A 16392-nucleotide genomic window follows, 5' to 3' on the forward strand; every position below is an offset into this window, starting at 1 on the left:
GGTGCCATCACCAGCCGTCAGCTGCTCCTGGAGACCAAGGTCTCGTTCCTGGGCAAGGAGGACACCGACCTGAAGGTCGACCTCGCCCAGGAGTTGGAGCTGGCGGGGATTCTCAACTGGGCGATGGAGGGCATGCGTCGCCTTGAAGCCCAGGGGCACTTCACGGAGCCCGAGGCTGCCAGGGTCACCAGGCAGGAGATGGAGGACAAGGCGAACCCGTTGGGCGTCTTCATCGACGAAGAGGTTGTTCTCGATGAGAGTCTGCTGACCCGCACCCGGGACGTCTTCGACGGGTGGCGAGTGTGGAGCCGCAAGGGCGAGGACACCCGGTCGGCGGAGACGATGTTCGGCAGTGACCTGAAGATCGCGCTCGCAGCCAGGGGTGTGGAGCTCAAGCGGGTTCGTCGGACCGTCGACGGGGAGCGCGACTACTTCTACGTCGGGGTCGGTCTCCGGAACCCCGTTCCCGCCTTCGCCAGGGTCCAGCCGAGGTAGGTCACCGCCGAAGGTGGGTCACTCGGTGTGACCCACCTTCAGCCGAGGTAAGTCATCCCGCAGCCCCGCCACCGCCAGGTGGTGGGGCTGTTGTCCGTTTCCACCGACGCGGCCAGTCGTGACCTACCTCGTGGCCTACCTTGTGACTCACCTCGTGGCAGTGTCCACACGCCTGTTGACCTGGTGATAGACCTACCTGACTTACCTGACCTACCTTTTCTAATGAATCACTCAAAAGGTTAGAGAGAACCTCCCAAACCTCCTATAGAGCTAGTTGGAGCCGTAATAGGGAGAAGGTAGGTCAGGATAGGTCAGGGTAGGGCACGGACGTCGTTGCCCTTGGCCGGCCGCACAGCCATCACCCCTGGCGGAAGCCACCTAGCACGGGCGTCACGACGGCACTCGCTCAACTCCCGCCCTGCGCCCTGCCCTGGTGAGGCATCGGCCTCGCGAGGCGACCGTCCGACCGTGCAGGATGACCCGCATGGGAGAGCAGTGGGGGACAGTCGTGGCCGCCATCATCGCGGCGGTTGCCGCGTTGGTCGGGGTACTGGCTGGCGTGGTCGTGGGGCGACGCGGGGTCACCGACCAGGCGGCGGTGGAGCACGGGCAGTGGCTTCGCGGGCAGCGCCAGGAGGCGTACGTGGCGCTCCTGGAGGCGTGGGACACCGGCGTGAAGCGGTTCAACGAGAGGGTCCAGAACTGGGAGGGCGAGCACTACCACGCGGAGACCTTCGAGGGCGACGGGTGGGAGGAGAGCGAGAAGTCGATCTACATCGAGACCCACGAGATCGCCGAGACGGTGCAGCGAGCGATCGAGCGCGTGGAGCTGCTGGGCCCGAAGAGCGTGGATGACGCCTCCGCTCACCTCGCAGACGCGCTGGGTGCGCTGAGAGACGCCGTCCGCTCAAAGGCGGGTAGCGAGGAGTGGCCCGACTGGGAGGCGTACCGCGAGGCCACAGAGACGGCGGACATGGCACGCCGTGGCTTTCTGACGGCCTCCCGGGAGACGGTGCGCGCGGCCCCGCGGCCGTAGGTCACGGCGGTACCGCAACGCCCGTGCTGCGCCCTGGCCTCAGCCGTGCAAGAAACCGTCGCTCTGACGGTCAGCTCTCGACCGCCGCGCTCACCGCCGGCCTCGCCCGAACGGGACGCTGCGCCCTGGCCGTTGCTGCCTGCCCTCGCAGGCCTGGTGACCCGCTCGCCGCGTCGCCTGCTCGCCCTGGGGTTACAGACACAGGGTCATCGAGAGGGGCCGAGAGGGGCACGAGGCGACTTGATGGTTTTGGTATACCAAGCCACTACGCGTGCAAGGCTTCACCGCTCTCACGGGCTCTCAGGTGGTCTCGCCCCTCACGGCCCTCCTCTCATCCGCTCTCGCCTCTCCTTCGCGCTCGGCGCTCCGTCAGAAGAGCGCCGCCGCCGTGGCAAGCAGCGTGAGGGCCGCGATCACCGCGCCGACCACGCTTATGCGATCGCCGTTGGTCAGCCGCGACCACGTCGACCCCCATTCAACCTCGCCCGTCACCTTGAGGACGGGCTTCATGCTCCGGACCTGCAGCCAGATCTTCAGCAGCTTGTAGACGCCCGTCACGATCGCCACGCTGTAGGCCGCATGGTTGAAGTAGTACCACCCGTCTCGCATCACGTCGGCCGGCAGGTCCAAGATGAACAGGTAGATGCCCACTCCCAGCAAGAGGCTTGCCTGGAGCGCCTCCATGCGCCATTGGATCGGCGCCAGCCAGCCATGCGCCTCGTCCAGGATCTCCCCGAGCCGGTGCATCTGGCCGTGTGTCCAGATGGGATCGGTGGAGCGCACGGTCACCGTCACGACGCCGTCCTTGAACGCTACGTCGATGTGCCCGGAAGCGTCGTCTCGTTCGAGGGTGAGGTTGTTCCACGGTGTGCGGTCGGACACGTGGGGCAGCGCCGCACGGACGGCTATGAGGTCGTCGAGCGTGTCCTCCTGGAGCTGGACGCTGCCGACCGTGCACTTCACCGACACCGTTCCGGCGGGCGCGCCCTCGCCGGCCACCCTGAGCAGCTTGTCGAGCTCGGTCCGCCCGACGCGGGTGTGGTGGTAGGTGGCGGTGCGTTCGATCACGGGTGGGGCGGCCATGACAGGAGTATGCCGAGCCCACGATCCAACTGCCGCGGCGTAGGCGCTTCAAGTGGTCGCGAGTGACCGTTTTGTTACCGATCAGCCGCGGCTGAGGGCGAGTTGGGCGGTGCTTGAGCAGCCGCCTCCTCGTCCCCGCTCGCGTCTGCGCCGCGAGCACTCGTGACAGGTCCAGCCTCCTCACTGGCGTCGAGCGACACGCGCAGGTCCGCGGTGGCCGCCTCCACTAGGTCGTGTGTGGCGCCGTACAGGCGGCGGATTCGGGGTGACAGACCGTCGTCTGCCGCGTCGTCGTCCGACTGGTGTTCCCTGGCGGCGTCGACGCTCTGGCTCAGCAGGCTCGCGGTCCGCCGCGCGGAACGGCGCAGCGCGTATGCCTTCGTGAGAACGGCCTCGCTGCCGACCAGCTGCACGTCCGCCACCTTCGCGTAGATAGCGTCTTCCAGCTCATCGAGTCGGGACCAGAGCTCAAGCGCCCCGTCGGGGTCCTTTCGATCGTGGAGGCGTGACGCCGCCTCCAGGAGCGTGGCGGCAGCCTGGAAGCCGAGGCTGACCAGCGCCGCGTAGGCCTGGCGGCGCTCCTGGCGAAGCCACTTCCACCGGTCTTCGATGACTCGGTCTCGCTCGCGCTGTCGTTCCTCACGGGCCCGGCGTCGTTCGCGGATCTCCGAGACAATCAAGGTGATCACCACACCGGCAAGCGTCGAGGACGCTGTGATCAGGTATGGTGCGATGCTCGTTCCCCCAGCTGCCATGGCGAGGATGATCCCACAGGTCCCCGCCGCTGGGGCCTCAACTGCCGCTACGCTCCCGCCTCATGGGAACACCTTGGGCCGCAATCGTCGGCGGGACGACGGCCGTCTTCAGCGCCGTTGCCGCCGTGGGCTCGTGGCGCGCCGCGCACCGCGCCAACTCGACGGCGGACGCGGTTGCCCGCATCGAGCGCGAACGCTGGCATGCTGAGAACCTGCCCCAGTTCCGCGTGACGATCGAGCAACAGCAGGGCAACCGCGCCACGTTGCGCGTACACCTGGCCGGCCCGGTCACGCTTCACCACCTGGACGAGGTCCGCGTGGCGGTCGTGCAGAGCGACGACATGGACTACACCTCCAGGCTCGCGGGCGGCCCCACCCCGGAGCAGGTGTCCGCGCAGGTGTGGGGGCCGCTGCGGTTCGTGCCCGGCTCGGACGGCGCGGACCGGAACGGGCAGGCGGTGGCCCCGTTCGCCCTCGCCGTGGGCAAGGGTCGGCCGCTCGCGCTGGAGCACACGCGGTCGCCGCTTTGGTGGGATGGCAACGACCGCGAGGCGCGCTGGCGGGCCAGGTGGATTGGCAAGCCGGTGCGCCTGGTCCTTACCTGCCGCCGTGACGGCTTCGAGCCGTGGGTGGTGCCGTGTGAGCTGATGCGACCGGTGCAGCAGTAGTAGTAGTTGCCCTGCCCTACTCCGTCCGGATGCTCTCCACTCCGTCCCCGCGAACGACGAGACGTGTGACGGTAGTTGAGCGGCACGCGTGATCGCTCCACCTCGCGTCTCCACCGTTCTCGCCTCCGTCGCCATCGTGACCACCTCATATCAGGCATCACTCTCATGTGGTACAGACTGGCCCACCCTGGGTAAGATCAACTTGTCATGAACGCGACGATCCCGGAGGCGACGGTGGCCAGCTCCAAGGGCTCCACGGGCAGCGCCCTCGTCCGCCTGACGACGTACGTGCCGGTTGAGGTTCTCGCGCAGGTCAACGCCCTGGCCGAGCGTGACGGCCGCACCCGCGCCAACACTGCTCGTCACCTGCTGGAGTCCTGGCTCCGCGCGCACCCCGTCACCGCCAGCTCCCTGCCGCGCCCGCTCAACTTCGCCGTCGCGCTCGGTCCCACCGGCTACGACGAGGAGATGAACCAGTGAACCCCGACGCCCCGCACCCCGTCACCCACGCTGCCGTGGTCTTCCACCTTCCCGCGACCGGCGAGACCGTCACCGTCAACCCCGGCCAGGTCGTCGCCGCGGAAGCGGCCTACGCCCCCGAACGGGCCGACGCTCCCGCCGAGCTGACGCTCACCGTGCGGCTGCGGCCCCACGGCAGCCCGCTCGTGCACGGCGAGGCGGCCACCTTCACCACCTGGCCCGGAGACGCGGTCGCCACGGGCGTCACCGCCCTGGACGTTCAGGAGGCGGCGGCCCTGCTCGACGCGTGGCGCTCCCTCCCGCTCAAGACCGTCGAGGAGGCCCGCCGTGCCTAGGGGAAAGCCGGTGCCGCGCCCCGTCACGATCTACGCCCTTACCGACCCCGACACGGGCCGGCCTCGCTACGTCGGCCACACCACGCGCCTGGTCGACCGCGTCGGGAGTCACTGGTCCACGCGCGGCCGAGGCTGCCGCCCGGTGTCCACGTGGCTCGGGTCGCTGAGCGGCCCGCCGCCGTACGTCGTGCTTGAGGCGGGCGTGGCGTTTGAGGAGCGGTACGAGGCGGAGGCCTTCTGGACCCTTCTGCTTCGCCAGCGCGGCGAGAAGCTTCTCAACCTCAGCGTCGGCGCGCAGATCAGCCCGGAGCACGCCGCGAAGGCAACTGCGGCCGGCCGTCGCGCCCTCGCCGCCAAGCGTCAGCGGCAGCGAGATCTTCACCATGCCGGGGAGGTCACGCCGTGAGCGACGACGTCATCCGGACCCACTTCAAGTGCGGCCTCAAGATCTACCGCTTCCCCGTGAACGTGGCGCGCTCCACGGTCACCTGGCGGACCGTCAACCTGGACGCGGTGGCGCTTCCGGAGCCGGTCGGCGACGTGGACCTGACCGAGGACGACGAGGCGGTCGTCGGGAACACCGGGACGGGCATCTACCAGACGCACCAGTGCCCGGCCCACGTCATGCGCTGCCGTCGCTGCGGTGACCCGATCATCAAGGTGACCCGCCGCTACGACGGCTCCCGCTGGCGCTTCACGCTCCTCGACGCCATCCCGGACCCAGGCGGGACGGTCACCCTCGACGAGAACGGCCACGCCACCACGGACGTGGCCGCGTACCCCGACGGCGAGCGGTACCGCCTTCACCATGACGCTCCCGCGCCGCGGCAGCTGCCCACCCCGTCGGGGATCACTCGTCACGCCCCGCCCGGCTTGAGGCCCAGCTCCGTCACCCACGTCTTTCACGGGGACCGGGAGGGTGCGTGACCACGGCGGCCGGCCTCAGGCGTGCTCGCGGTGCGGCGAGCCGTGCTGGGACGACGCGGCTCTCGCCATGCATGAGTACCTCCGTCACGGCGTCTTCCCTGAGGGTTCCGAGCGCCACGGCGAGGCCGACCAGACGAGGGTCTGCCGCCGCTGCGGCGAGGAGCACGGCGCCGACGATCTCGCCGTCTCGGTCCACCGCCAGTTCAGGCACCCCAAGCCCCAGCGGAAGCCACCCCCTGACGACCTCTCGGTGCCGTACGTGCCGCCCCTGCGCTTCGGCGGTCACCGCTTCGGTGGCCGCTCCCTTCCGCCCGACCTCGAAGGGCTCGACCCCGATGAAGACTGACCGCACCACCACGCCGCCCCCGCCCGCCACCGTCGACCGCGTGGAGGGTCTCGACCGCGTCCGCCGCCAGGTCCTCGCGGGCTCCACCGGTCTCCCCGTGGAGTCGCGCGCCGCCGAGGCCGCGGCGGTGAACCTGCTTCTGGCGGCGGCCGGCCACGGCGACGAGGCCGCGCGGACAACCCTAGCCACGCTCAACCAACTGCCGTGCGCCTGGCGGGAGCTGCGGGCCCGAGTGCCCCTCTCGCTGGCCCGCCGCCTCAGCCTGGGTGAAACCCCTGACCCTGCCGTCCCGCAGCCGCTCGCGGTCAGTCGCTGCCCCTCTCGGACCTGCGAGGGCCTGCCGCTTGCGGGGGTGACCGCGTGAGCGCCCCCTCGCCCTGGCCGGCCACCGCCACCCCGATACCGCTCGTCAGCACGGAGAACGGCCCATGATCCTGCCCTCCCTCACCCTGGTCGGTACCTTCACCGACGCCACCGGCGAGCCCGCCAACGGCCAGCTCACGCTTCAGCCAGACGCGGAGCTCGTCGACACCGCCACCCAGATGGTTCTGCCGCAGGTTCCCGTGGTCGTCACGGTGAGCAACGGCGCCTTCAGCGTCAACCTCCTGCCCTGTGACGCGGCGGGGGTCACCCCGACCGGCTGGGCGTACCAGGTGACGGAGGACTTCCCGTACCGCGTCGACACCCGCACCGGCCGAGCAAGCAGCACCTACTACATCCAGCCCACCGGCACGGGCACCGTCAACCTCGCGAGCCTGCCGCGCCAGACGGTTGCGCCCACGGTCCTGACGTATGGCGCTCTTACCGGCGCCAACACCTGGACCGGCACGAACGTCTTCCAGGGCGAGGTGACCGTTCCGACCCCGGTCAACGCGACCGACCCCACGACGAAGGCGTACGTGGACGGCCACGCCCTGCCGGTCGCCGGGGGCACGCTGACGGGGAACCTCATCATCGACGTCACCCCGGGTGCCCCCACCGACAGCTCCCTCACCGACTACTCGCTGTTCCTGGAGTCGGACTACACCGGCGGGGAGAACACCTTCGACTCCACGGGCCGGCTGAACCTCCAGTCGTACCAGCGGGCGCAGCAGACCAACCCCACCGGCTCATACGCCAGCTACGGCGAGGTGCTGCGCATCTTCTCGCGGCGCTGGGACTCCAAGCAGATGATCGCCTGGTACGGGCCCACGTCGTACGACGGCAGCGGCAACCCGGCCACGGCGGACACCGCCTGGTTCTGGATGGGCGCGCACTACGAGGCGAACGACCACGCGTCGGTGCACGGCCACTGGTCGGTGGAGGTCCCGGACACCGCCAAGAACCTTCAGACCCGGTTTGAGTTCCGCATCTGGGACCCCACGACCGGCGTCTTCGGCATGGACCGCACCATCGCCAAGTTCAACGCCGCTGACGTCGTCGTGGCCCAGGACAACGGCGCGATGTACATGGCCGCCGCCGCGGGCATCACCAAGAACCTGTACTTCACCGATGACGTGTTGGTCGTGAGCGGGGCGAGCGCCACGGGCAAGCGCTGGGGCCTGCAGGCGGACGGCACCGCCGAGTCCGGCTCCAACGTCGGCACCGACTTCCGCGTCAACCGCTACAGCGACAGCGGCGTGTTCGTCGACAGCCCCGTCTTCGTGAAGCGCTCCACCGGCGCCGTAGGGATCGGCAACATCACGGCCCCCGCCGCGCGCCTGGACGTCACCGAGGCCGGTTCTCGTCACACCGTTGAGGCGTTGCAGACCACGACGAGCACGATCAGCTTCGCCGCCTACGCGTCGACCATCGGGGCCACCGCCAACCGCTACTTCGACGGCCGCGTCTCTGGGGACTCCTCGGGCCGCATCGTCATCTTCGGCGACGGCAAGATCGAGCTGGGCGACGGCGGGGCCGGGGGCCGGGACGTGAACCTCTACCGCTCGGCCGCCAACAAGCTGAAGAGCGACGACATGGTCATCGCGGCTCTCGGGCTCGGAGTCGGCAACTCCGCGTCAGCCACGGCCGTCGGCACTCTCACCAAGAAGATCGAGGTCTTTGACGCCGCTGGCGCCAGCCTCGGCTTCGTCCCCGTCTACGCCACGATCACCTGATCAGGAGTCAGCCATGCAGCAACCCATACGTGCCACCCCGGAAGAGATCCTCGCCGTCGTCAAGGAGCTGTTCCCGGCGCCGTGCGACCGAGCCGTGGCGGAGCTGATGATCCGCAAGCAACAGGCGCGGATCCAGGAGCTGGAGGACCAGCTCGCTCACGGTCACTCGCATTCCCACTCCCACGGTGGCGACGCGTCGTCGACCTCTCCAACCGCGTCGCCAGACCAGCCGTCGCCGGCCTGACCGCCACGGGTGGGGCCCCCTCCTCCCACCGCACACTCGTCCGTCGCCAGCGGACATCCTGACCAGGAGACAAGCTCGTGCCCATCCCTCAGCCCAACTCGGCCATCACGGTGGCCAACCTCATCCCCGTCCCGTCGAGCGCCACGAACGTGAACCTGTTCCCGGCTGCTGGCGGTGGCAGCGGACGCGCCATCCTCAACGACTCCGCCCAGACGCTCTACGTCAAGTTCGGCGCCACGGCGTCGACGACGAGCTTCACCGTGAAGCTCACCCCCGGCGCCTACTACGAGTTCCCGCAGCCCCTCTACGTCGGCCAGGTCGACGGGATCTGGGACAGCGCGAACGGCTTCGCTCGTCTGACGAGCTGGTAAGGGAGAACGAAAGATGCCTCTGTATCCCGCTCAGTTCAGCGGCGCGGTGATCGCCGGTAACGGCACCGTCGGCGGGAGCTGGTCCGTCGCTGGTCACGCCCTCGGTGAGGACACCCCGGCCAACCACGGGCTCGTCGCCTGGGCCTACGACCCCACGCACAACGTGAACTCCACGGTTCTCTCGTCGGGGGTCATCTACCTCACCGCCGTCTACGTCGCCGCGTCGGCGAACGTGACCAAGCTTTACGCCCACTTCAACGCGGCTGCGTCCAGCATCACCGCCGGCCAGAACTTCATGGGCCTGTATGGCTCCGACGGCACGCGCCTGGCGACCGTCAACGTGGACTCGCTGATTACGTCCACCGGGCTGATCACCGCCACCGTCTCCTCCACCGCTGTCACTGCTGGCGGCATGTACTGGGTCGCGCAGGTCTACAACGCGACAACCCCGCCGAGCGTGGCGCGTGGCGCTGGCACCACCGGTGTCGGCACGGTGACCAACATCGGCTTGACCGCCGCCACGCTCCGCTACGCCACGAACGGGACCAGTCAGACGTCGCTGCCCGCGTCCATCACCCCGTCGAGCAACGCGGCAACGGCGTTCGGCGGTCCGTGGGTGGCGATCGGCTGACGGCCGTCTCAGGATGAACCATAACCAGTCGTACGCCCATGGCAGTTGCATTACCGTCAGGGGCATGGACGACACGCTCTCCGTGGAGAACCTCCTCGCCGGTGCACGGAGGTTCGCTCACCTGGCTATGGCCGCTCACGATCGCTCCGATCATGAACTGTTCGCGCTGCACGGTGGTGTGGCGGTCGAGCGGCTCGCCAAGGCGGCATTGGCGGCTAAGAACCCTGCGCTCCTACTGGAGATGAGGGGCAAGGTCGATGCCCTCTTCCATCTCACTGGCGTGAAACCGAGCGAGAGCCGAGTGCATACGGTTGGGGCCGGCGAGGCCATCGCGCGCCTTCGCAAGCTGGACGTCCTGCTGAGCGACGAGGGACTTGATGACCTCATTGAGCTGCGAAACGGTGTCGCTCACTCCACACAGGGCGACGAGGGCCGGGAGCTGTTGCCCGCCTTGGTTCGGACGGCGGAGGCGCTGCTCATCGACCTCGGAAAGGACGAAAACGCGTTCTGGGAACGGTGGGCGGAGACGATCCGCCTTGCCCTCGATGAGGCACGTACCGACCTGGAACGCGACGTGCAGCTGCGTGTTCAGAAAGCACGAAACGTCTTTCAGGATCGCTTCGAGGGACTACCTGACGACGCACTTAAGAGGTTCCAGGAGACCCAGCGCAACACGTTCGCCATGGCACTGATGACGGAGGAGAAACATCTTCTCGTTGAAGCCATCACCACGTGTCCGGCATGTGATGGGCAAGCGAAGGTGCTTATGAATGGGAGGCATAGCGCAAACAACTCGGGGGGATACACAGTCAACGGGTTGCTTTGCCCGATGTGCCATCTGACCCTTACAGGGGCTGAGGAATTCAGCGCGGCCGGACTGAATCTAGGACACGTTAACAACGACGTCGTGTCTGAGATCGTCAGGATGCTTTCTGGTAAGTCCGTTGTATCGGAGGCTGAGAACCTTCGTCTGGGCGAGACGAGACCCGGCTGAGCCCGCAGAGGGGTACGTGTGTCGCCGGTCTGATCATCAGCTGTCCCCGTTGTTCCAGTCGTCCCCGAGAACCCAGCGCAGCGCCGACAGCTCCCCCTGGAGGTACGCCAGGTTCCACATCTCGTGGTCGTCGGCGGCGATGATGAAGTCGGGGTCGTCGGCGTACTGCTTCTCCGTCTGTCGCATCGCGTCTCTCATCATTTGATCGAGTTGAGGTTCCAACGGCTCCCGCTGGCCGGTCTCGATCCGGTTGATGAGGACCTCCTTGCGGTAGTACCAGAGCTTGTCGTTCCGCATCTCCTCCGCCGCGATGATCTCCGCCTCCGTGCGGGGCCGGGCGTCGACGTAGCGGGCGATAAACGCCTCTCGTCCCTCAAGCAACTTTGCGAGCTGCGGGCGTTCCCAGTGCTTCACGCGGAAGGGCGGGCGGTTGTTCTCCTCGTAGGTCTTGATGAAGTCCTTGCAGGGGTTGGACAGGTAGCTGCTGGCGATGACGAGGGCGACGTTCGCCCGCTCCGCCGTGGCCCAGGCGAGCAAACCGGTGATCTTGTCCGGCGGGACGCCCTTCGTGTACTTCTTGCAGTCCACGAACCACCGCTCCACGTGAACCGAGCCGTCGACGTCCGTGATGTGCCGCTCGGCGACGATGTCCCGGCCGCTGTCAGACGGGCTCGCGTTCAGGCCGGTGCCCTTGCGCCAGTCGACGTTCACGAACCCGAGCTCCTGCATCAGCTCGAAGCAGAACTCCTCGAAGGCGGTGTCCGTCATGTCGTCGTACGGCATGTATGCGTCATCTGCCACGCGATAAGCGTAACGACCAGCACTGACACCGTGCCCGTCTTGACCATCAGTGCCGGTTGAGTTCGCGAGCAGTGACGAGGTCAGACCCCGCCCCGCTCTCGAAGCGGGACGGGGTCAGCATGCGTACGAGTGCTCAGGCCTGAGCCACCGGAATGCAGTTGACGCACGGATTCCACCTGGGCGGGACCTCACCGTCCAGCGGGAAGGTCAGCAGCTCGCCACCGCGGTAACCCCGACGGAACCACTCGCAGTCGACGCTGCGGTGGTAGAAGTCGCTCGTCTCCGTGGTGACGAGCTCGGGGTCAAACTCCCAGGAGCCGGGGCGGGCGTAGCGACCGTACTGCTCCCGTACGCCGGCTCGGATGCTCCCGTCCTGCCGTCCGCTGCGCGTCCGCGTGTTCACGCCGCACGCCTCAGCGAACTCGTAGACGTCGAAGTTCGGGTCCTGGTACCCGAGCACTTGCGCCGTCACCCACATCACGTTGGTGCGAACGGCGTCCGTCTCTTTGTCGGTGAGAACGTCGTCGCCGCGGTTGGTGTCGCCGGTGCGGCTGTGGCCCGCGCGGTCGCGCCGATAGGGCGCGTCGGACCAGTCGTGATTGCTGATCTCGCGCGCGAAATCGCGCGCGATCTTACTCAAGGCCATCTTGTCCTCCGATAGGACGTTGAAGACGCCATCCCCCGACGGGCGGCGTCACTGCCTCTTCTGGGCAGCCGTGTCACTGTACGCCCCGATATTGACCGATACAAGAGCCGAGCTGTCTTGCGACGGACGCTTGGCGCTGGGTCATCGTCGCCGTGGCGACGTTTTACGCGGTTTTTCCGGTTCGCGCTTGAGGTCACAAGCGTGGCCAGGGTGTGACTCGCGTGCGAGCGAGTGGCGGCTGTCGGCCGCGTCACCAGTCGTGTGTCAAGTAGGTTCACTGGGCTTCTCGATCATCCCAAAATATGATCAGAACATGACAAAGCTGATGACGAGGGAACAGGCAGCGGGTGCGCTGCACCTGTCGCTGTCGACCGTCGCTCGGATGTGCAAGGACGGTGAGCTAGAGGTCGTTCGCCCTCGCGGTGCGGGGCGCGGCCGGCCGCTGTTCATCACCGCCGAAAGCGTCCAGAAGGCGTTGACGCCCGTCGTCACCAAGCTGGCTGGCCAGGGCGATGAGTCGAGGGCGGTGCCCGCGACATGAGCCGTCTCAAGTGCCCCAAGGGCTGCGGCACCCGGCGTAGCACGAGCCGCGCCCGCTACTGCGCCTGTGGCGCCAAGAAGCAACCGGTGGTGAAGAGCCGCCGAAACGGTTCCAACGAGTCCCGTCTCCCGGTGGTGCCGGGATCGCTGGCGGTGCCGGTGAGCGAGACGCGACGAGCGCAGGAGCCAACCCCAACCCCAGCACGACCCCGCCGCTAGACGGTGAGAGGGGACTCAGTGAGCAGCAACAAGACAGGCGTCGTGGCCAAGCGCCAGCGCCTCATCACGAAGGCGATCAAGAACGCGCTCCTTCGCTGCGTGAACGGCTGCGGCAAGGGCAAGCCGGGTGACCGGTTCTGCACCGACTGCGGCACCGCGCTTCCCATCGCTGGTGGCGCCGTCGCGAAGAACGAGGCCGCACCAAGCGTTCCCGCCCCGGCGTTCCTCGCCAAGAGCGTGAGTGAGACACCGTCCGAGAGGCTGCCGGACCCGTTGAACTTCGCCAGCCTGGACGACCCCGATCCGGCCGCCCGCGAGCGCGCGTGGCAGGCCGAGTTCAGCCGTCGGTTCGGCACACCCGTCGCCAAGGCGGCCTCGGTTCCCGACGAACAGCCCTTCGGTGATCCGAGCACCTCGGACCCCACGCTGGTTCTCTCCGCCATTCACGACCTCTCAGACGCCCGCTACCACAGCGACCCGGCCATCCGCGAGGCGACGTGGAACGCGCTCAACAACCACACCACGAAGGGTCGGTGATCGTGATGATCGGACTCGTCACCCAGCAGGCCCGGGACGCCGTCGCGGAGGCAGACGCCCTGAAGGGCCGTCTCGTCCGCGAGGTCGAGAACGACGACGGCAGCACGCGTCACGTGCCCGCCCGGCTCGGCACCGCGCCTCTGCTCGCCGCCGACGACACCGACGACGAGACGGACGACAAGGGCGAGAACGGCGCCTTCAAGGGCGCGTTCGCCCCGCGCGCCAGCCTGACCGTTCAGGGAAGCGGCCCGATCACCCAGGCGCTGGCCGGCCACATGTACGCCGCGCAGCACCACGCGGTCATGCCGCATCACCTGGCGAGCCTCTCGACCACCGAGGCGCCTGCCCCCGCCGGGCCGACGTTCGAGCCCGGCACCGCCAGTGTCCAGGCGCAGAACCACCGGGCGCCGACCCACGCCTTCCCGCAGGCTCACGCCCCCGGGCAGGTCCCGTTCCACACCGCGCCGATCAACACCGGGGGTCACCGATGAGCGACGAAACGATCGTCAAGCAGCTGCTGGACGCGTTCGCCGACGAGGTGGCGAACGGGATCAGCGACGACGCGGCCAAGGCCACCGTCGCGCAGCTTCTCAGCACCCAGCAGGTCACCGACGTCGTGGCGCCCTCCGTCCTCCGTCGCCAGGTGATTCAGCTTCACCTTTTGGCCGCCAACCTCCTGGATGAGGCGGACCGCATGGAGTACAAGGCCGAGCTGCGGAAGGCAGCCAAGGCCGTCGACGGGCTCGGCGACGAGGCCCGCCTGTCGGAGGCCCACCTCGTTGAGGCTGTAGAAGCCGCGATTCAGGCCGAGCGCCAGGCTGAGGACGAGGCCCGCGACGCCGCGGAGAACCACCGCCTGGCCGCCGAGGCGGAGCGGGACGGTCAGCACCAGGGCCTCAGCGCGAGCGAGCAGACCGACCGCCTGGTGCGGGCTCGCGCCGCCGCCGACGTCGCCAGTCGCTTCCAGGCCGCTGCGGAGGGCGCCAAGGCTCACCACGAGTCCCTGGAGCGGCAGCTCGTTGCCGCGCGTGACCTGGTCCGGTCGCGAGAGGTCGCGGAGGCAGCGGCCTACAGCCTGGTGAAGAACCCGCCGAAGGCTCCCACGTCCGCCTACACCGCCCTGCTCGACGGCGTCCGGCGCCTTCTCTGGGGCCAGGAGATGGACAAGCAGGGCATGGCGGTTACCGCTGGCCTCGTTCAGGACGCGGCCCAGAAGACCGGGCTTACCCGTCACGTCCAGGCCACCGCGATCGAGGAGCACGACAAGGAGCTTCTCGCGCGTTCCTTCGACCGCCGCATGCCCGCCCCCGGCCACCCGTTGCGGCCGGCCAACCCCACCTCTGCCGTCTTCGCGGTGAGGCCACCCACCTGATGAGACGTCCGCGGGACGGAGCCCCATTCACTCCGTCCCGCGGATACGTGGCCCCCCGACAGACGGCCACGAGAAGCCGTTCCCGTCCCGTTTCGGCAGCGGGACGGGAACGGCGCCACCCCCTCGGGAGACCACGATGACCACCACCCCCACCCGCCGAGACCAGTTGGCCGGCCACCTCGCCCAGGCTGAGAACTGGGTCCTGGGCGCTGAGTTCGACGGCCGTGAGTTTGAGAAGCAGATCGCGGAGGCAGAGCAGGACCTCGCCCAGGTCGCCCGCGTGTTCTCGATGGCCGACGCGAACGCCCGCACCGTCACCGGTGACGGCCCGGACGCTGTCTCCTTCCGCAGTGACGTCGACCGTGAGGTTGCCGCGTATCACGCCGTGACCCAGGCGCGTGCCGCCAAGGTCAACTGGCTCGCCGCTCAGCAGACCCTCGACACGCTCAAGGCGAAGCAGGCAAACAGCAAGACCGCCCTGCACCAGGCGAAGGCACTCAGGCTGCGCATCGAACTGGCGTTGCAGGCAGACGAGTTGCCGTCCATCGTGGACGAGCTCGAAGCGCTGCTGGAGGACTGATGGCTGACTTCAACCCCACGGCGTCCGCGGCTGAGAACGGCCTCCCCGGCAACTTCAACGCCACGAACTATGCCAACCAGTTGAACCAGTTCCTCGGCACCTCCGAGACGCAGGTCATCTACCACGGCCTTCGCATCCTGCGGTACGGCGGCACCGCCTTCAGCTCCGGCACCAACTTCCAGTGGGTCAACGCGAGTGACAACGACCTGAGCCAGCCGTTCGTCATGACGGCCGCTCAGACGGCGCTCGGCCGCGTGCAGCTCGCCGTGCGGACCAACGGGAACGGGAACGACATGATCGTCAGCCTGTGCCCGGACGACGGCAGCGGCAACCCGAACCTGAGCAACGTGCTTACCTCCACCTACGTGCCCTCCACGTGGATCAGCTCACAGGGGGCGCAGCTCGGCGTCAACGACGACGACGGCCAGCTCATCACCGCCGGGCAGAACACGCTCTCGAACGCCGGGGCGGGTACGCAGGTGTTCTGGGCCTCGCCCGCCGTCAACACGAACGGCGCCGCCGACTTCTCGTCCCCGTTCACCTCTGGCGACTACGTCACCTACGTCGGCGGCTACGACAAGACGTCGAACGTTCCCGTCAACAACGTCGCCAGTCTTCAGTACCAGGGCACCGGCGTGGTGAGCTCCCCCATCCCGCAGCCGCCCTTGCCGGTGGCCACCTGGCAGGGCGCCTGCGCCGCCACCTCAAACGCCGTCGTCTACGTCGCGGGGCTGACCACGTCCTCTCCCTCTGCCATCACCACCGCGGTGTGGGCGGCTGGCTGGGACCCCACCACCGGCGTCATGGCCTCCTGGACCTCTCAGAACGCCTACCCGCTCTCGGTCTACGCGGTCAGCGCCACGACGTACAACGACGTCGTCTACTGCGCCGGTGGCATCAAGTCGGACGGCACGACGACCGTCAACAACATCTACTACGCCAACGTCAACAACGGCCAGCTCGACGCCTGGGTGGCTGGGCCACCGCTGCCCGTTCCCCTCGCCCGCCTGGTGATCGGGGTCGTCAACGGCTGGCTCATCGTCGGCGGAGGCATCGACAGCACACAGACCGTCTCCGGCAGCGTCTGGGTCGCGCGGATCAAGGCGGATGGGTCGATCGGTACCTGGTTCCAGGGCCCCGACCTGGTAGTGCCCATCGCCGCGTATCAGCCGGGCTGGAACACGGTGGTCACCGACTCCGCGATCATCACCATCGAGGGCGAGACCGACCCCCTAA

24 protein-coding genes are annotated in these 16392 nt (G+C 68.2%); 20 read left to right on the top strand and 4 right to left on the bottom strand.

Annotation, left to right across the window (positions count from 1 at the left end; genetic code table 11):
• Both MKW14_RS40160 and MKW14_RS40165 read left to right on the top strand, forming a co-directional pair.
• Positions 1-495 (top strand): hypothetical protein (locus MKW14_RS40160; RefSeq protein WP_374116666.1); only part of this gene is annotated, 495 nt, incomplete at its 5' end.
• A 484-nt stretch (positions 496-979) separates the two neighbouring features.
• The gene (locus MKW14_RS40165; protein ID WP_240871589.1) at positions 980-1531 is read left to right on the top strand and encodes a hypothetical protein; all 552 of its coding nucleotides are present in this window, start codon (positions 980-982) and stop codon (positions 1529-1531) included.
• Positions 1532-1900: 369 nt separating this feature from the next.
• On the opposite strand, the gene MKW14_RS40170 is transcribed toward MKW14_RS40165, so the two are convergent.
• Positions 1901-2614: a hypothetical protein gene (locus tag MKW14_RS40170; protein ID WP_240871592.1), complete on the bottom strand. Its 714-nt coding sequence runs from the start codon at positions 2612-2614 to the stop codon at positions 1901-1903.
• Between the two features lie 74 nt (positions 2615-2688).
• Positions 2689-3369, bottom strand: a complete 681-nt coding sequence (locus MKW14_RS40175; RefSeq protein ID WP_240871593.1) for a hypothetical protein — start codon at positions 3367-3369, stop codon at positions 2689-2691.
• Between the two features lie 62 nt (positions 3370-3431).
• On the opposite strand from MKW14_RS40175, the gene MKW14_RS40180 reads away from it, so the two are divergent.
• From MKW14_RS40180 to MKW14_RS40235, 12 genes are all read left to right on the top strand, one after another.
• Positions 3432-4037 carry a hypothetical protein gene (locus tag MKW14_RS40180; protein ID WP_240871595.1) on the top strand — a complete coding sequence of 202 codons (606 nt, stop codon included), beginning with the start codon at positions 3432-3434 and terminating at the stop codon, positions 4035-4037.
• Positions 4038-4244: 207 nt separating this feature from the next.
• A complete protein-coding gene (locus tag MKW14_RS40185) occupies positions 4245-4517 on the top strand; it encodes a ribbon-helix-helix domain-containing protein (protein WP_240871598.1) in 273 nt (90 codons plus the stop codon).
• Entirely contained in the window at positions 4514-4852 is a 339-nt protein-coding gene (locus MKW14_RS40190) for a hypothetical protein (RefSeq protein ID WP_240871599.1), read from the top strand. Before MKW14_RS40185 ends, MKW14_RS40190 begins: the two co-directional genes overlap by 4 nt.
• Before the next feature lie 142 nt (positions 4853-4994).
• On the top strand, positions 4995-5258 hold the full coding sequence (locus MKW14_RS40195; protein WP_240871600.1) for a hypothetical protein: 264 nt from the start codon (positions 4995-4997) through the stop codon (positions 5256-5258).
• Positions 5255-5779 (top strand): hypothetical protein, encoded by a 525-nt coding sequence (locus MKW14_RS40200; protein WP_240871601.1) that lies wholly within the window; start codon positions 5255-5257, stop codon positions 5777-5779. Before MKW14_RS40195 ends, MKW14_RS40200 begins: the two co-directional genes overlap by 4 nt.
• A 67-nt stretch (positions 5780-5846) precedes the next feature.
• On the top strand, positions 5847-6125 hold the full coding sequence (locus MKW14_RS40205; RefSeq protein ID WP_240871602.1) for a hypothetical protein: 279 nt from the start codon (positions 5847-5849) through the stop codon (positions 6123-6125).
• Positions 6115-6489, top strand: coding sequence for a hypothetical protein (locus MKW14_RS40210; RefSeq protein WP_240871603.1), 375 nt, complete (start codon positions 6115-6117; stop codon positions 6487-6489). The genes MKW14_RS40205 and MKW14_RS40210 overlap by 11 nt, the downstream gene beginning before the upstream one ends.
• 64 nt (positions 6490-6553) lie before the next feature.
• Positions 6554-8221, top strand: a complete 1668-nt coding sequence (locus MKW14_RS40215) for a hypothetical protein (RefSeq protein WP_240871605.1) — start codon at positions 6554-6556, stop codon at positions 8219-8221.
• Positions 8222-8234: 13 nt separating this feature from the next.
• Positions 8235-8465, top strand: coding sequence for a hypothetical protein (locus MKW14_RS40220; RefSeq protein WP_240871609.1), 231 nt, complete (start codon positions 8235-8237; stop codon positions 8463-8465).
• 77 nt (positions 8466-8542) lie between these two features.
• Positions 8543-8836 carry a hypothetical protein gene (locus tag MKW14_RS40225; protein WP_240871611.1) on the top strand — a complete coding sequence of 98 codons (294 nt, stop codon included), beginning with the start codon at positions 8543-8545 and terminating at the stop codon, positions 8834-8836.
• A gap of 13 nt (positions 8837-8849) precedes the next feature.
• Positions 8850-9467: a hypothetical protein gene (locus MKW14_RS40230; protein WP_240871613.1), complete on the top strand. Its 618-nt coding sequence runs from the start codon at positions 8850-8852 to the stop codon at positions 9465-9467.
• Between the two features lie 64 nt (positions 9468-9531).
• Positions 9532-10461 (top strand): hypothetical protein, encoded by a 930-nt coding sequence (locus tag MKW14_RS40235; RefSeq protein ID WP_240871615.1) that lies wholly within the window; start codon positions 9532-9534, stop codon positions 10459-10461.
• A 36-nt stretch (positions 10462-10497) separates the two neighbouring features.
• Here the strand turns inward: MKW14_RS40235 and MKW14_RS40240 are convergent, their stop codons facing one another.
• Both MKW14_RS40240 and MKW14_RS40245 read right to left on the bottom strand, forming a co-directional pair.
• On the bottom strand, positions 10498-11262 hold the full coding sequence (locus MKW14_RS40240; RefSeq protein WP_240871618.1) for a restriction endonuclease: 765 nt from the start codon (positions 11260-11262) through the stop codon (positions 10498-10500).
• Positions 11263-11395: 133 nt separating this feature from the next.
• Positions 11396-11902, bottom strand: coding sequence for a hypothetical protein (locus MKW14_RS40245; protein WP_240871621.1), 507 nt, complete (start codon positions 11900-11902; stop codon positions 11396-11398).
• Positions 11903-12221: 319 nt separating this feature from the next.
• Here MKW14_RS40245 and MKW14_RS40250 point away from each other — a divergent pair, with 319 nt between their 5' ends.
• The 6 genes from MKW14_RS40250 to MKW14_RS40275 all read left to right on the top strand — a co-directional run.
• Positions 12222-12449 (top strand): helix-turn-helix domain-containing protein, encoded by a 228-nt coding sequence (locus MKW14_RS40250; RefSeq protein WP_240871623.1) that lies wholly within the window; start codon positions 12222-12224, stop codon positions 12447-12449.
• A 236-nt stretch (positions 12450-12685) separates the two neighbouring features.
• Positions 12686-13204 carry a ribosomal protein S18 gene (locus tag MKW14_RS40255; RefSeq protein WP_240871625.1) on the top strand — a complete coding sequence of 173 codons (519 nt, stop codon included), beginning with the start codon at positions 12686-12688 and terminating at the stop codon, positions 13202-13204.
• Positions 13205-13206: 2 nt separating this feature from the next.
• Positions 13207-13695, top strand: a complete 489-nt coding sequence (locus tag MKW14_RS40260; protein ID WP_240871626.1) for a hypothetical protein — start codon at positions 13207-13209, stop codon at positions 13693-13695.
• Entirely contained in the window at positions 13692-14576 is an 885-nt protein-coding gene (locus MKW14_RS40265; protein ID WP_240871628.1) for a hypothetical protein, read from the top strand. Before MKW14_RS40260 ends, MKW14_RS40265 begins: the two co-directional genes overlap by 4 nt.
• Before the next feature lie 136 nt (positions 14577-14712).
• Positions 14713-15156 carry a hypothetical protein gene (locus MKW14_RS40270; RefSeq protein ID WP_240871629.1) on the top strand — a complete coding sequence of 148 codons (444 nt, stop codon included), beginning with the start codon at positions 14713-14715 and terminating at the stop codon, positions 15154-15156.
• On the top strand, positions 15156-16392 hold a 1237-nt coding region (locus MKW14_RS40275; RefSeq protein WP_240871630.1), incomplete at its 3' end, for a Kelch repeat-containing protein. The genes MKW14_RS40270 and MKW14_RS40275, both read left to right, overlap by 1 nt.

This window comes from Streptomyces gilvus, from assembly GCF_022513565.1.
GTDB lineage: Bacteria > Actinomycetota > Actinomycetes > Streptomycetales > Streptomycetaceae > Streptomyces > Streptomyces gilvus.